This window comes from Pseudomonas sp. 273, assembly GCF_029201425.1.
Lineage (GTDB): Bacteria > Pseudomonadota > Gammaproteobacteria > Pseudomonadales > Pseudomonadaceae > Pseudomonas > Pseudomonas delhiensis.
In genome coordinates this window covers 785,054-798,818 of record NZ_CP116775.1, presented here as the reverse complement: position 1 = coordinate 798,818, position 13,765 = coordinate 785,054, and the positions used below count along the sequence as shown (strand labels likewise).

Below are 13,765 nucleotides of genomic sequence, written 5' to 3'. Positions count from 1 at the left end.
GCATCGCGGCGCTTTATCGAACATCCGGGGGATCGTCTTTCCATGCGCTGGCTGCTTGCCTTTCTGTGCCTGACCTTTGCCGCCTTCTCGCAGGCCAATGCGACGCCGACCCTGGAAGGCCGCATCGACAAGGTGCTGGTGCTCAAGTCCGAGCACAAGCTGCACCTGCTGAGCAACGGCAAGATCCTCAAGAGCTACCGCATCTCCCTGGGCAAGAGCCCGCGCGGCACCAAGCTGGCCGAGGGCGACAACCGCACGCCGGAAGGCTTCTACTGGATCGACTGGCGCAAGACCAGCGACAAGTTCAACCTGTCCATGCACATCTCCTACCCCAACGCCCGCGACGTGGTGCGCGCCCGCGAGAAGAACCTGTCGCCCGGCGGCATGATCATGATCCACGGCACCCCGCAGAGCGACGAATACCCGGAGTGGTACTTCTCCACCCTGGACTGGACCAACGGCTGCATCGCCATGACCAACCCGGACATGCAGGAGGTCTGGAGCCTGGTCAAGGACGGCACGCTGATCGAGATCCGCCCCTGAGCGGGAAACGAAAAGGCGCCCGAGGGCGCCTTTTTCATGTCCGCGGCGGCTAGAACACCATGTCCGACAGCCGCCACACTTCGAAGGCCGGCGTCTCGTAGGGGTGCGCGGCCTTGAGCGCCTTGACCGAGTCGTGGATCAGCTCGTCGGCCACCACCATCTCCACCTTCCACTCGGCCACCTGCTCGACGAGGCCGGCCGCGCCGAGGAAGGGGTTGCTGCCCTGCAGCGGGCGGAACTGGCCCTGGCCGAGGGCCTGCCAGCAGCAACTGTCATAGGCACCGATGCGTCCTGCACCTGCGGCGAACACCGCTTTCTTCACCGTCTCCAGGTGAGTCTCGGGAACATAGAAGCAGAGTTTGTACATCGGACGCTCCGTGGCGGAAAACTGGACCGGGTGGGGAGTCGAGGAGCGAATGCTGCCACAGATAGTGGCATTTTGCCTCCAGTGACTCGACGGTCATGCTCGGCAAATTTCGACAGCGCGATTGCCTTCACGTTCTGGAGGAAAATTCCCAAGATTTGTAAAACGTGATGGAGTGCAGATTCAGTCGAAATCACTTTCCGATAAAGCGCCGCCAGCGCCCAGCCCAACCTTCGGTGGGGGGCGCGTGGCTGCCGTCGCAGTAAGGCAGGTCGGCCGAACGGCCGCAGCGGCAGAGCAGCAGGAACTGCTCGCGCGGCGCGACCCACGCCAGCGCCCGGGCGCAGTCCGCCGGGCAATCCGGCAGTGTCGGCGAACGGCCGCAACGGCACAGGCGCAGGGCCTGGCCGGCCTCCACGTGGCGGACTTCGGGAAGGATCTCCGACTCGGCCAATGCCCCCTCCTCTTCCTGGATTCCCGTAGCAGTGATTATCGCGGACGGAGTCCGCTCCTACACCCGCGCTCGACCGTAGGGCGCATAACCGTTCGCGGTTATCCGCCGCCGGCCAATGCACCGAAGCCCGATGAAAAATGGCGGATAACGCTTTAGGCGTTATGCGCCCTACGCCATCCCCACCCACGCCACTCCCCCGTAGGAGCGGACTCCGTCCGCGATGGCCCGCCCCACGCGCCATCGACCCGGGAAAAACGGCGCCACAACGAAAAAGGGGAAGGCCGAAGCCTTCCCCTGTTCCCGTCCCGGGCTCGAACTCAGCCCACCCAGACGCGGGCATTGCGGAACATGCGCATCCAGCCGCCGTCTTCCTGCCACTCGTCCGGGCGCCAGGAGTTCTGCACGGCGCGGAACACCCGCTCCGGGTGCGGCATCATGATGGTCACGCGGCCGTCGCGGCTGGTCAGGCCGGTGATGCCGCGTGGCGAGCCATTGGGGTTGGCCGGGTAGGTCTCGGTGACCTTGCCGTGGTTGTCGACGAAGCGCAGCGCCACGCAGCCGGACAGGTCGGACTCCAGCAGCGCCTCCTCGCTCTCGTACTCCGCATGGCCCTCGCCGTGGGCGATGGCGATCGGCAGGCGCGAACCAGCCATGCCCTGCAGGAAGATCGACTGCGACTCCTGCACCTGGACCATGGCCACGCGCGCCTCGAACTGCTCGGAGCGGTTGCGCACGAAGTGCGGCCAGAACTCGGTGCCGGGGATCAGCTCGTGCAGGTTGGACATCATCTGGCAACCGTTGCACACGCCCAGGGCGAAGCTGTCCTTGCGCTCGAAGAAGGCCTGGAAGCCGTCGCGGGCACGGGCGTTGAACAGGATCGACTTGGCCCAGCCTTCGCCGGCGCCGAGCACGTCGCCGTAGGAGAAACCGCCGCAGGCCACCAGACCCTTGAAGTCTTCCAGGCTGACGCGGCCGGCGAGGATGTCGCTCATGTGCACGTCCACCGCGGCGAAGCCGGCGCGGTCGAAGGCCGCGGCCATTTCCACCTGGCCGTTGACGCCCTGCTCGCGGAGGATCGCCACCTGCGGACGCACGCCCTTCTTGATGTAGGGCGCGGCGATGTCGTCGTTGACGTCGAAGGAAAGCTTGACGGACAGGCCGGGGTTGTCTTCCTCCAGCAGGCCGTCGAACTCCTGGTCGGCGCAGGCGGCGTTGTCGCGCAGGCGCTGGATCTGGTAGCTGGTCTCGCTCCAGATACGCTGCAGCAGGCGGCGCTCGGCGCGGTAGACGATCTCGCCGCTGAAGCTCAGCTCGACTTCGTCGCCGTTGACCGGCTGGCCGATCACCGCCACGCAGTCGTCCAGGCCGGCGGCGCTGAACTGCGCCAGCACTTCCGGGGTGGCACCTTCGTGCACCTGGATGATCGCCCCCAGCTCCTCGCTGAACAGCGCGGCACCCAGCTCTTCACGGCTGGCGGCCAGGGCGTCGAGGCGCAGCGACAGGCCGCAGTGGCCGGCGAAGGCCATTTCCACGGCGGCGGCCAGCAGGCCACCGTCGGAACGGTCGTGGTAGGCCAGCAGGTGGCCGTCGGCGTTCAGGCCCTGGATCACTGCGAAGAAGGCCTTGAGGTCCTCGGCGTCGTCGACGTCCGGGGCCTGCTGGCCGAGCTTGCCGTAGGTCTGCGCCAGGATCGAGCCACCCAGGCGGTTCTTGCCGCGGCCGAGGTCGATCAGGATCAGGTCGGTCTCGCCCTTGTCCAGGCGCAGTTGCGGGGTCAGGGTGCGGCGCACGTCGGTCACCGGGGCGAAGCCGGAGATGATCAGCGACATCGGCGCGGTCACGCTCTTCTCCACCTCGCCATCCTGCCAGCGGGTCTTCATGGACATGGAGTCCTTGCCCACCGGGATGGTGATGCCCAGCGCCGGGCACAGTTCCATGCCCACCGCCTTGACGGTGTCGTACAGGCGCGCGTCCTCGCCCGGGTGGCCGGCGGCGGCCATCCAGTTGGCGGACAGCTTGATGTCGGCGATCTTGTCGATGCTCGCGGCGGCCAGGTTGGTGATGGTCTCGCCGATCGCCATGCGCCCCGAGGCCGGGGCGTCGAGCAGCGCCAGCGGGGTGCGCTCGCCCATGGCCATGGCTTCGCCGGTGTAGACGTCGAAGCTGGTGGCGGTGACGGCGCAGTCGGCCACCGGTACCTGCCAGGGGCCGACCAGCTGGTCGCGGGCCACCAGGCCGGTGATGGTGCGGTCGCCGATGGTGATCAGGAAGTTCTTGCTGGCCACGGCCGGGTGGCGCAGCACGCGCTCGGCGGCTTCGGCTAGGTCCAGGCCGGCGGCGGCGAAGTCGTCGCCGACCTCCGCTTCACGGCTGACCGAACGGTGCATGCGCGGCGGCTTGCCGAGCAGCACGTCGAGCGGCATGTCCACCGGCTTGTTGCCGAAGTGGCTGTCGGCGACGGTCAGGTGTTTTTCCTCGGTGGCCTCGCCGACCACGGCGAACGGGCAGCGCTCGCGCTCGCAGATGGCCTTGAAGGTCTCGAAGTCGGCGGCGTCGACCGAGAGCACGTAGCGCTCCTGGGACTCGTTGCACCAGATTTCCAGCGGGCTCATGCCCGGCTCGTCGTTGGGCACCGCGCGCAGTTCGAAGCGGCCGCCGCGGCCGCCGTCGTTGATCAGCTCCGGCAGGGCATTGGAGATGCCGCCGGCGCCGACGTCGTGGATGAACTTGATCGGGTTCTGCTCGCCCAGTTGCCAGCAGCGGTCGATGACCTCCTGGCAGCGGCGTTCCATTTCCGGGTTCTCGCGCTGCACCGAGGCGAAGTCCAGGTCGGCGGCGCTGGCGCCGGTGGCCATGGACGAGGCGGCGCCGCCGCCCAGGCCGATGAGCATGGCCGGGCCGCCGAGCACGATGAGCTTGGCGCCGACGCTGATCTCGCCCTTCTGCACGTGGTCTTCACGGATGTTGCCGAGGCCGCCGGCGATCATGATCGGCTTGTGGTAGCCGCGCACTTCCTCGCCACGCGGAGTGGCGACGGCCTGCTCGAAGGTACGGAAGTAGCCGGTCAGGTTCGGGCGGCCGAACTCGTTGTTGAAGGCCGCGCCACCCAGCGGGCCTTCGATCATGATGTCCAGCGCGGTGACGATGCGCTCGGGCTTGCCGTAGGGCACTTCCCAGGGCTGCTCGAAACCGGGGATGTTCAGGTTGGAGACGGTGAAGCCGACCAGGCCGGCCTTGGGCTTGGCGCCGCGGCCGGTGGCGCCCTCGTCGCGGATTTCGCCGCCGGAGCCGGTGGAGGCGCCGGGGAACGGGGCGATGGCGGTCGGGTGGTTATGCGTCTCGACCTTCATCAGGATATGCACCGGCTGTTCGCTGGCGGCGTACTGGCGGGTCTGCGGGTCGGGGTAGAAGCGCCCGGCGACCGAGCCGGTCATCACCGCGGCGTTGTCCTTGTACGCGGACAGCACGCCTTCGCGGTGCATCTCGAAGGTGTTCTTGATCATGCCGAACAGGCTCTTGTCCTGGGCCTGGCCGTCGATGTCCCAACTGGCGTTGAAGATCTTGTGGCGGCAGTGCTCGGAGTTGGCCTGGGCGAACATCATCAGCTCGACGTCGTGGGGGTTGCGGCCCAGCTCGACGAAGCTCTTCACTAGGTAGTCGATCTCGTCCTCGGCCAGGGCCAGGCCCAGCTGGACGTTGGCCTGCTCCAGCGCGGCGCGGCCACCGCCGAGGATGTCGACCACGGTCAGCGGCTTGGGCTGGGCATGGCTGAACAGGCCGGCGGCCTCTTCCAGATCCTTCAGGACAAGCTGGGTCATGCGGTCGTGCAGGCGCGCGGCGACTTGCGCGACGTCGGCCTCGGACAGCTCGCCGGCGACGTAGTAGGCGATGCCGCGCTCGATACGCTCGAGCTTCGCCAGGCCGCAGTTATGGGCGATATCGGTGGCCTTGCTCGACCACGGCGAGATGGTGCCGAAGCGCGGCACCACCAGGAACAGCCGGCCCCGGGGCTCCTGCACCGGCACGCTCGGGCCGTACTTCAGCAGCCGGCCGAGCACCTGTTCCTCATCGGCGGTCAGCACGCCACTGACCTCGGCGAAGTGCGCAAACTCGGCGTACAGCCCGGTGACAGCGGGTACCTGCCGGGTGAGCAGGTCGAGCAGTTTGCCGTGGCGGAAGGCGGAAAGGGCGGGAGCGCCGCGCAGGATCAGCATTGTCGGAACAGCCTCTGGAGACAGGGGAATTCGCAGGGCCGGGAGGGCCGGCCCGCAGAGGCCGTGCATTCTACCGTAAAGCGTGCCCCGGCGGCACCTGCAGCTCGGCCGACGGCGAGGGCTTTCTGCCATTGGGCGGGGGAGCGGCGCCATTCATCTTCGAGCGCTTTCGAGCGAGCTCGCCGCACGCCCGCTCCAGGCGCGCCCCGGGGCCCCTGACCGGCGTCTGGTACGGCGTCTGAAACGAAGCCGCTAGCAGAGATGCCCCGAGCTGTCCAGATATTGGGCTCCGCGACCTTGGCGTATACTGCGCCGATGTTTGCCCTGAACCCGTCACGCGTGCGCTCCGCCGTATGGATCCTGGCGACCTGTATCTTTCTGCTGATCTCCGGCTGTAGCGAGGCGAAAGCCCCGACAGCCCTGGAGCGGGTGCAGAAGGACGGAGTGCTGCGGGTGATAACCCGCAACAGCCCGGCCACCTACTTCCAGGATCGCAACGGCGAGACCGGCTTCGAATACGAACTGGCCAAGCGCTTCGCCGATCACCTGGGGGTGAAGCTGCAGATGGAGACCGCCGACAACCTCGACGACCTCTACAGCAAGCTCGGCCAATCCGGCGGCCCCGACCTGGCCGCCGCCGGCCTCACCCCCGGCGGCGAGCGGGAGACCTCGGTGCGCTTCTCGCACTCCTACCTGGACGTCACCCCCCAGGTGGTCTACCGCAACGGCGACCCGCGCCCCACCCGTCCGGACGACCTGATCGGCAAGCGCATCGTGGTGCTCAAGGGCAGCAGCCACGCCATGCAGTTGGCTGAGCTGAAGAAGCGCTACCCGAAGCTGGAGTACAAGGAATCCGACGCCGACGAGATGGTCGACCTGCTGCGCATGGTGGACGTCGGCGACATCGACCTGACACTGATCGACTCCAACGAGCTGGCGATGAACCAGGTCTACTTCCCCAACGTGCGCGTCGCCTTCGACCTCGGCGACGCCCGCGGCCTGGCCTGGGCCCTGCCCGGCGGGACGGACGACAGCCTGTACGCCGAGGTCAACAAGTTCCTCGACAAGGTCAAGCAGGACGGCACCCTGCAGCACCTGAAGGACCGCTACTACGGCCATGTCGACGTGCTCGGCTACGTCGGCGCCTACACCTTCGCCCAGCACCTGCAGCAGCGCCTGCCGCGCTACGAGCCGCACTTCAAGCAGATCGCCCAGACGCTGAAGATGGACTGGCGCCTGCTCGCCGCCATCGGCTACCAGGAATCCATGTGGCAGCCCGACGCCACCTCCAAGACCGGGGTGCGCGGCCTGATGATGCTGACCAACCGCACCGCCCAGGCCATGGGCGTGTCCAACCGACTGGACGCCAAGCAGAGCATCCAGGGCGGCGGCAAGTACTTCGACCAGATCCGCGACGAGCTGCCGGACAGCATCAAGGAGCCGGACCGCAGCTGGTTCGCCCTGGCCTCCTACAACATCGGCAGCGCCCACCTGGACGACGCCCGCAAGCTGGCCCAGCAGGAAGGCCTGAACCCGGACAAGTGGCTGGACGTGAAGAAGATGCTGCCGCGCCTGTCGCAGAAGCAGTGGTTCCGCAAGACCCGCTACGGCTACGCACGCGGCGGCGAGACCGTGCACTTCGTGCAGAACGTGCGGCGCTACTACGACATCCTCACCTGGGTGACCCAGCCGCAGCTCGAAGGCGGCCAACTGGCCGAAAGCGGCCTGCACCTGCCCGGGGTGAACAAGACCCGACCCAGCGAAGAGCCTGACGAGAAGCTCTGAGACGAACGCAGCGCAGGGCATCGCGGACGAAAATGGCATGGGTAAGGGTGGCGTAGGAGCAACTGTCTATTGGGTTTGGGTGTGGCGCGCCGCTCCGAGTGCGTTGATGTTTCTTGTTTCGCCCCTCGGGCGAGTCCCTTTTGTCAAACGCCACAAAAGGAACCAAAAAGGCTTGCCCCGCATACGGGCCCGATGAAGCCGGGCTACCCTCACGAACTCCCCCGCCACGGAGGCCCGCCCCGACAGCACGTCCCTGTGCTGATCGGGGCTCTAGCGACATCCATGTCGCATGACCTCCTGAGCGCCGGTTTCGCTCGGCCTTCTGAAGGGGCGTTCCGGTGCGCTCGGTTGTTTCTCTGGAAACCCAAAATCAAGAGCGGCACTGCTCTTCGTAGGATCGAGGGGGACGCCTAGTTCTTGCTCGCGAACCCTGGGTTTCCGCGTTCGCGATAGTTCGTAGGGCGCATAACGCCTACAGCGTTATCCGCCATGATCGCGGACAAAGTCCGCTCCTACGGTTCCAGGAAAGCACGGCCGTAGGAGACTCCGTCCGCGATCGGCCCACCGTCCGCACCAATCTCTCCGACGGCAATCCATTCGTAGGGCGCATAACGCCTCAGGCGTTATCCGCCGCACCCACGAAAAACGGCGGATAACCGCGAACGGTTATTCGCCCTACGCTAAAACCATCCCCCCGCGTGCGAATCGCGAGCCGGGCCCGCTGCTACATCACCGGCTGGCATCGATTTTCGTAGGCGCGAGCACCGCTGCGCCATGCATAGGACGCCGCGCCCTACCCCTTGCGCCTTGCCTTGAAGAAGGCCGAGAGCATCGCACTGCACTCCTCCGCCAGCACCCCGCCTTCCACCAGCACCTTGTGGTTGAGGAAGTCCTGGGCGAAGAACTCGCCGCGGCTGACCACCACCCCCGACTTGGGCTCGGTGGTGCCGTAGACCAGGCGCTGGATGCGCGCGTGCACCAGCAGGCCGGCGCACATGCTGCAGGGTTCCAGGGTGACGTAGAGGGTGCTGCCGGGCAGGCGATAGTTGCCAGTCGCCGCCGCGGCCTCGCGAATGGCGACCATCTCGGCGTGGGCGCTGGGATCATGGGCGGTGATCGGCTGGTTGAAGCCGCGCCCAATAATTTGCCCTTCCAGCACCAGCACCGCGCCCACCGGCACCTCGCCCAGGGCCGCGCCCTGCTCGGCCAGGACCATGGCCTCGCGCATGAATTCGCGGTCGCGGCTACGGTCGACCACCGGGGCCAGCCCCTTCACCGTCGGGTGGCCCTTGCTGTTGGTCAGCCGCACCAGGCGTCACCCACGGCGATGGTGCCCATCAGGCCGGTCTCCATATGGTCGATGACGTGGCAGTGGAACATCCACAGGCCGGGGTTGTCCGCCACCAGCGCCACCTTCGCGCTCTCGTTCTTGCCCAGCAGGTAGGTATCACTGTAGTACGGGATGATCTTCCGGCGGTTGGACGCCAGCACCTTGAAGGCCATGCCGTGCAGGTGGATGGGGTGCTGGTACTGCGTCAGGTTGCGCAGGGTGAAGATGTAGCTCTTGCCCAGCTCCAGCTTGGCCAGCGGCGGCGCGTTGTGCTTGTGCTCCTCGCCGCCCTGCCAGGCCACGCCGTTGATCTGCCACAGCGAGGGGGTGTCCTGGCCCTTGGAGTAGTCGGTCATTGCGCCCACCCACTCGAACTTGAAGTCGATGGTCTCGGCCTTGTCCAGGTCCGGCTCGCTCACCGGGTTGTGCGGCAGCGCCGGCGGCCACTCGGCGGAACCGCCCTGCACCGGCGCCACGCCGCGCACCGTGCCCAGGCGCACCACGCCATCGCGCAGGGACAGCTCCTGGCCCTCGGCCGGGCCGCGGATCGCCAGCTCCAGGCGCATGCCCGGGCCGATCCAGTATTGCTCGTCGAGGTCCCGCGGCTCCACCGGGTGGCCATCGATGGCGTAGATCTTCGCCTCGCTGCCCGGCAGGTTGAGGCGGTAGGTCACGGTGTTGTCGATGTTGAGGATGCGCACGCGGGTCACCTGGCCGGCGGGCAGCTCGATCACCGGCACGTGCTCGCCGTTGATGGTCGACAGGCTGCCGCGAGTGCCCTCGCGGGCGGCCTCGCGCGGCACGCTGAAGGCGGTGAAGGCGCCCTGCTCGTCCACGTGCCAGGTCTTCAGGCAGAGGATCTTCTCCCGGGTGAAGCCGGTGGGCTCGCGCTCGTCGATGATCAGCGGGCCGACCAGGCCGCGGCCCAGTTGCTCGCTGCTCATCAGGTGCGGGTGGTACCAGTAGCTGCCGGCGTCGGGGGTCTTGAACAGGTAGACGAAGCTCTGCCCCGGCTGCACCGGCGGCTGCGAGATGTAGGGCACGCCGTCCATCTCGATCGGCAGGCGGATACCGTGCCAGTGGATGGTGGTCGGCTCGTCCAGCTTGTTGGTGAAGCGCACGCGCAGCCAGTCGCCCTGGCGGGCGCGGATCTCGAAGCCGGGGAAGCGGTTGCCGTAGAGCAGCGCCGGCGTCTTGTGCCCGGGCACCAGCTCCAGGTCCATGGGCGCGGCGATCAGTTCATAGTCGTGCTCCGCGGTCACCTGCGGGCGCGCCAGCCAGAGGCGCGCGCCGCCGGCGCCGAGGCCGACCACGGCGAGGCCGGCGATGCCGCCCAGTACCTGTCTGCGGGTAAAGCTCATGTCTCCCCCAACCCCTGCGGGTATCTCGCAAATGCAATATTTTCTCATTTTCCCGGTGGCAAGGCGAGCGCGAAGACGGCGCGCGATGTCGCATCCCGGGCAGCCTCAGCAAATGCCTGACAGACATGGACAGCGGCGCCGCGGAAGGCTATCTGGATAACTTCGCTGTACCGCCATTCACGACGAGAGAGAGCCGGCATGAGCCAGAAACTGAAAGTGGAGCGCAAGGGCCATGTGCTCTGCATCGGGCTGAACCGCCCGGAGAAGTACAACGCCATGGACGTGGAGCTGTACCTGGCGCTGGCCGAGGCCTACGGCGAGCTGCAGCGCGACGACGAACTGCGCTGCGGCCTGCTCTATGGCGAGGGCCAGCACTTCTGCGCAGGCCTGGAGCTGGACAAGTGGGGCCCGCAGTTCGCCAGCGGCCGCTTCCCCGACCTTCCCCCTGGCGCCTGCGACCCCTTCGGCCTCGACCCGGCGCGGCGGGTGGCCAAGCCGATCGTGGTCGCCGCCCGCGGCGTCTGCTTCACCGCCGCCCTGGAGCTGATGCTGGCCGCCGACGTGCGCGTCGCCGCGGAGGACGCGCGCTTCGGCCAGATCGAGGTCAAGCGTGGCATCTATGCCGTGGGCGGCGCGACCATCCGCTTCGTGCAGAACATCGGCTGGGGCAACACGATGCGCTACCTGCTCACCGGCGACGAGTTCGACGCCCGGGAAGCCCACCGCATGGGACTGGTGCAAGAGGTCACGGCCCCTGGCGAAGAATTCGCCGCGGCCCTGGCCATCGCCGAACGCATCGCCCGCCAGGCCCCCTGGGCGTGCGCGCCACCCTGGCCAGCGCGCGCCTGGCCCTGGCCGAAGGCGAAGCGGAAGCCGCCCGCCGCCTGCTGCCGGACCTGCAGCCGCTGATGGGCAGCGAGGACGTCAAGGAAGGCGTGGCCTCCTTCCTGGAACGCCGCGAGGCGAACTTCGCCGGCCGCTGAAACGACGACGGGAACATCGAGTCCCAGGGGTACCTTCCGTGCGACTACAGGAGGCGTAACAGTATCAACCAGCCTGAAACGAGAAGGAGGCGGGCCCATACCCGCCTACCCTCTCAACCGTCGTACGCAAGGTTCCCCGCCTGCAGATCACCGGGCTCACCCACGCGGCGAGCATGGGTGAAGCCAAACATTCGATCCAGCACCCCTTGTGGTCGAGCAGTTCCAAGGCCACAGCAGGCGAGGGTAAGCACCTCATCTGGCGGCGACGATCCCGGCCAGCGTTTCTTCCAGCAGCCTCCGATCCGCCAGCCGCTTGGCGTCGGTGCGCTGGGCCAGGTTGTGCAGCTTGCGCCGCACGGCCGGCAGATCGGCGGCAGGCGCAAGCCCGATCAGGTCGAAGTCCGGCTTCTGGTCCTCGATGGAGCGCAGGAATGCACATGACGGCTCGTCCAGCCAACCGGCCACGCGCGTCAGCAGGCGCTCGTGGATGTCCAGCAAGGCTTTGGCCTCGACAGGCTCGGCCGTCATGCCCCTGAAGTGCGCATCGAAGGTCGCCGAGAAGTCCGCGGGCACTCGAGGCGCCAGCATCTCCCAGGCAGGTTTGGGGCTACAGGTCAGGTAGACGAGAAAAGTCCGCCAGAGCAATTGGTCCGCTCGTTCATCTTCCAGCAACAGTCCGACATCGAAAAGATCACGAGGATGCTGCCTCGACAACGCGGCAGCCAGCTTGCCGGCATAAAGGTCTGCAAAGTCCAGGACCTGCGCCGAGGCGAAGCCGAATGCCTCCTCGACACTCGGGCGCACCACCATTTTCCGCGGCGGATGCACCGTGCCACGCATGACCGGGGTCGTCTCGATCTGCACACGCGCCCGGCCGCGACTGGCCACCAGCCGCGTAACGCCGGCGCCCTCTCCTGCCGCCTCCTGCACCTGCAGGCGCAAGGGATGGGCACGCAGCCTATCGGCCAGTCGCCCGAGCGCTTGCGCGATCAGCCTTGCATCTTCGCTGTAGTCATGTACCGGTAACCAGGCCAGATCGATGTCCACCGACAAGCGCGGCAGGTCGTGCTCGAACAGGTTGATGGCCGTACCGCCCTTGAGCGCAAAGCATGGCTCCCGCTCCAGCAGCGGCAGGATCTCGACCAGGAGCCGCACGCGGTCGGTATAGCGCCGGTCCCAACGCTCAAGCCAAGTGTTCATCGAGGTCTTCCGGCAAGGTGATCTGGTAGGTCGGATGCAATCGCCCGCCGGGCACCAGCGCACGCTTTCCCCGCCCCAGGTCCACACCATCCAGCGATATGCGCGACAACCACGCGTGTCGATGGCGCTCGGCCAACGCCAGGAACACCCGTTTGGCCTTGATGCTGCGGCAATGGCGCAACAGCAGGCCGACCCGCTGCGGCCGCAGGGTAGTCATGGCCTGCATCAGCGCATCGGCCTCGTAGACCAACGCTGCATCCATGACGCCATCGCACAGTTCCAGCATGGCCCGCTCCGGCGTGGAGCAGACCAGGGCATCGGCGCCCGGCGCGGCCCGGTACCAGGTCAGCCCTTGCTCGGACAGCATCCTCTCGGGCACCGCACCGGTGAACGACAAGGGCGGCAGATCGAAGACTCCCCTGCCCAGGAACTCGAAACGCTGCGCCAATGGCAGCTTGCCGAGCCAACCCGGTGGCCGTTCCGGCCCATATAGCGTGATGGTTCCGGCATCGCCCAAGCGCAGGTAGTGCTCATGCCCCTGCAGGCTCAACGCGAAACGGCCGCCGACATGCAAAGGCATGCCTTCCCCAACCTGTATGCTGCGAACCACACCCTCCCATTGCAGGCGGCCGCCCTTGCGCATATACACGCCGCGTACTGGCGACACCAGCCAGCCGCTGCTCACATAGCGCGCGACGAGGCTGTTGGAATAGCCGTGGGCCCGCAACCAGCGACTCGAGATAAGCCGTGTGTCACTTAGTTCGGTCAGCAGCAGGTTCAGCTTTCCTGATTTTTGATCACTTAAAGTGTTCAAAATACAGTTTTTATAAACCTCTCAAGATCGATGCGGTTTAACAAAAGGCAAAAAAGATCACTGATATTGATCTTTTCATTGAAACGGTAAACCCAACGCTGCCCAACTGCAACCGATGCCCAGGAGAACACCATGCCATCGACTTTACGCGGGCCAGGGCCAGAGAACGAGCGGCTGGCCCTGATGCCGACAGCCAGGGTTCGCGGTGCTCGTTGAGACGATAATCGTAAAGGAGGATGACGGTTAGTAACGGCTGCTGCCGTCAGGGGCCAGGGGCCTGCCGATGCAAGGAAAGCTGTATACAGCAATGCTTTCCAAGAAGACTTTACCGTCGAGAGGGGGGAGTGTACGGGAGGATCCCGAATGACCGCGCCAACCACCAGCCCGTTCCGCTGGCAGGCGGCGGCCACCGACCGCCGCCGCAACATATCTCCCTATGGATCAATATGTCACGGCAGGCTTTCAAGCATGATTGATAGCCCGAAGGGAGGCTAACTCATTCCCACTCAGCTATCAATGAGATAAAAATGATCATTAAATCAACAACTTAAAATTAATCATTTAGCAGGTACCACGAAAAATACCATACCTTACCAATGGGGCCGACTAGAGGCGGTTCAGACGAACAACTGAGTCGCTCCGCTCACTCTTGAGTCCGTATCACGTTCACACCAAACTGAGGATCACCCATTTCAACGAAGACGTGAAGAAAGTGAG

General features: G+C 66.1%; 9 protein-coding genes and 1 pseudogene. 3 read left to right on the top strand and 7 right to left on the bottom strand.

The window, feature by feature from the left end; genetic code table 11:
- Positions 1-42 precede the first annotated feature (42 nt).
- Entirely contained in the window at positions 43-543 is a 501-nt protein-coding gene (locus PKO50_RS03775) for a L,D-transpeptidase family protein (RefSeq protein ID WP_275628859.1), read from the top strand.
- Positions 544-592: 49 nt separating this feature from the next.
- Here the strand turns inward: PKO50_RS03775 and PKO50_RS03770 are convergent, their stop codons facing one another.
- From PKO50_RS03770 to purL, 3 genes are all read right to left on the bottom strand, one after another.
- Positions 593-910, bottom strand: a complete 318-nt coding sequence (locus PKO50_RS03770; RefSeq protein ID WP_109934465.1) for a YqfO family protein — start codon at positions 908-910, stop codon at positions 593-595.
- A gap of 190 nt (positions 911-1,100) precedes the next feature.
- On the bottom strand, positions 1,101-1,361 hold the full coding sequence (locus PKO50_RS03765; RefSeq protein WP_256595871.1) for a CDGSH iron-sulfur domain-containing protein: 261 nt from the start codon (positions 1,359-1,361) through the stop codon (positions 1,101-1,103).
- 317 nt (positions 1,362-1,678) lie between these two features.
- Positions 1,679-5,575, bottom strand: coding sequence for a phosphoribosylformylglycinamidine synthase (purL, locus tag PKO50_RS03760; RefSeq protein WP_275628858.1), 3,897 nt, complete (start codon positions 5,573-5,575; stop codon positions 1,679-1,681).
- 315 nt (positions 5,576-5,890) lie between these two features.
- On the opposite strand from purL, the gene mltF reads away from it, so the two are divergent.
- Entirely contained in the window at positions 5,891-7,360 is a 1,470-nt protein-coding gene (gene mltF / locus PKO50_RS03755; RefSeq protein ID WP_275628857.1) for a membrane-bound lytic murein transglycosylase MltF, read from the top strand.
- A gap of 793 nt (positions 7,361-8,153) precedes the next feature.
- Here mltF and tadA read toward each other — a convergent pair.
- On the bottom strand, positions 8,154-8,672 hold the full coding sequence (gene tadA / locus PKO50_RS03750) for a tRNA adenosine(34) deaminase TadA (RefSeq protein ID WP_275630422.1): 519 nt from the start codon (positions 8,670-8,672) through the stop codon (positions 8,154-8,156).
- On the bottom strand, positions 8,660-10,051 hold the full coding sequence (locus PKO50_RS03745; RefSeq protein ID WP_275628856.1) for a multicopper oxidase family protein: 1,392 nt from the start codon (positions 10,049-10,051) through the stop codon (positions 8,660-8,662). Before PKO50_RS03745 ends, tadA begins: the two co-directional genes overlap by 13 nt.
- A gap of 198 nt (positions 10,052-10,249) precedes the next feature.
- Between PKO50_RS03745 and PKO50_RS03740 the strand changes: the two are divergent.
- Positions 10,250-11,034, top strand: a pseudogene (locus PKO50_RS03740) (crotonase/enoyl-CoA hydratase family protein).
- 252 nt (positions 11,035-11,286) lie between these two features.
- Here PKO50_RS03740 and PKO50_RS03735 read toward each other — a convergent pair.
- Both PKO50_RS03735 and PKO50_RS03730 read right to left on the bottom strand, forming a co-directional pair.
- Positions 11,287-12,234, bottom strand: a complete 948-nt coding sequence (locus PKO50_RS03735) for a nucleotidyl transferase AbiEii/AbiGii toxin family protein (RefSeq protein WP_275628855.1) — start codon at positions 12,232-12,234, stop codon at positions 11,287-11,289.
- Entirely contained in the window at positions 12,218-13,048 is an 831-nt protein-coding gene (locus tag PKO50_RS03730) for a type IV toxin-antitoxin system AbiEi family antitoxin domain-containing protein (protein WP_275628854.1), read from the bottom strand. The genes PKO50_RS03735 and PKO50_RS03730 overlap by 17 nt, the downstream gene beginning before the upstream one ends.
- Positions 13,049-13,765 lie beyond the last annotated feature (717 nt).

Excerpts from the sequence above, each read along its gene's own strand:
- PKO50_RS03775 (WP_275628859.1), top strand. The coding sequence starts at position 43 with ATGCGCTGGCTGCTTGCCTTTCTGTGCCTGACCTTTGCCGCCTTCTCG.
- PKO50_RS03770 (WP_109934465.1), bottom strand. The coding sequence starts at position 910 with ATGTACAAACTCTGCTTCTATGTTCCCGAGACTCACCTGGAGACGGTG.
- purL (WP_275628858.1), bottom strand. The coding sequence starts at position 5,575 with ATGCTGATCCTGCGCGGCGCTCCCGCCCTTTCCGCCTTCCGCCACGGC.
- mltF (WP_275628857.1), top strand. The coding sequence starts at position 5,891 with ATGTTTGCCCTGAACCCGTCACGCGTGCGCTCCGCCGTATGGATCCTG.
- PKO50_RS03745 (WP_275628856.1), bottom strand. The coding sequence starts at position 10,051 with ATGAGCTTTACCCGCAGACAGGTACTGGGCGGCATCGCCGGCCTCGCC.
- PKO50_RS03735 (WP_275628855.1), bottom strand. The coding sequence starts at position 12,234 with ATGAACACTTGGCTTGAGCGTTGGGACCGGCGCTATACCGACCGCGTG.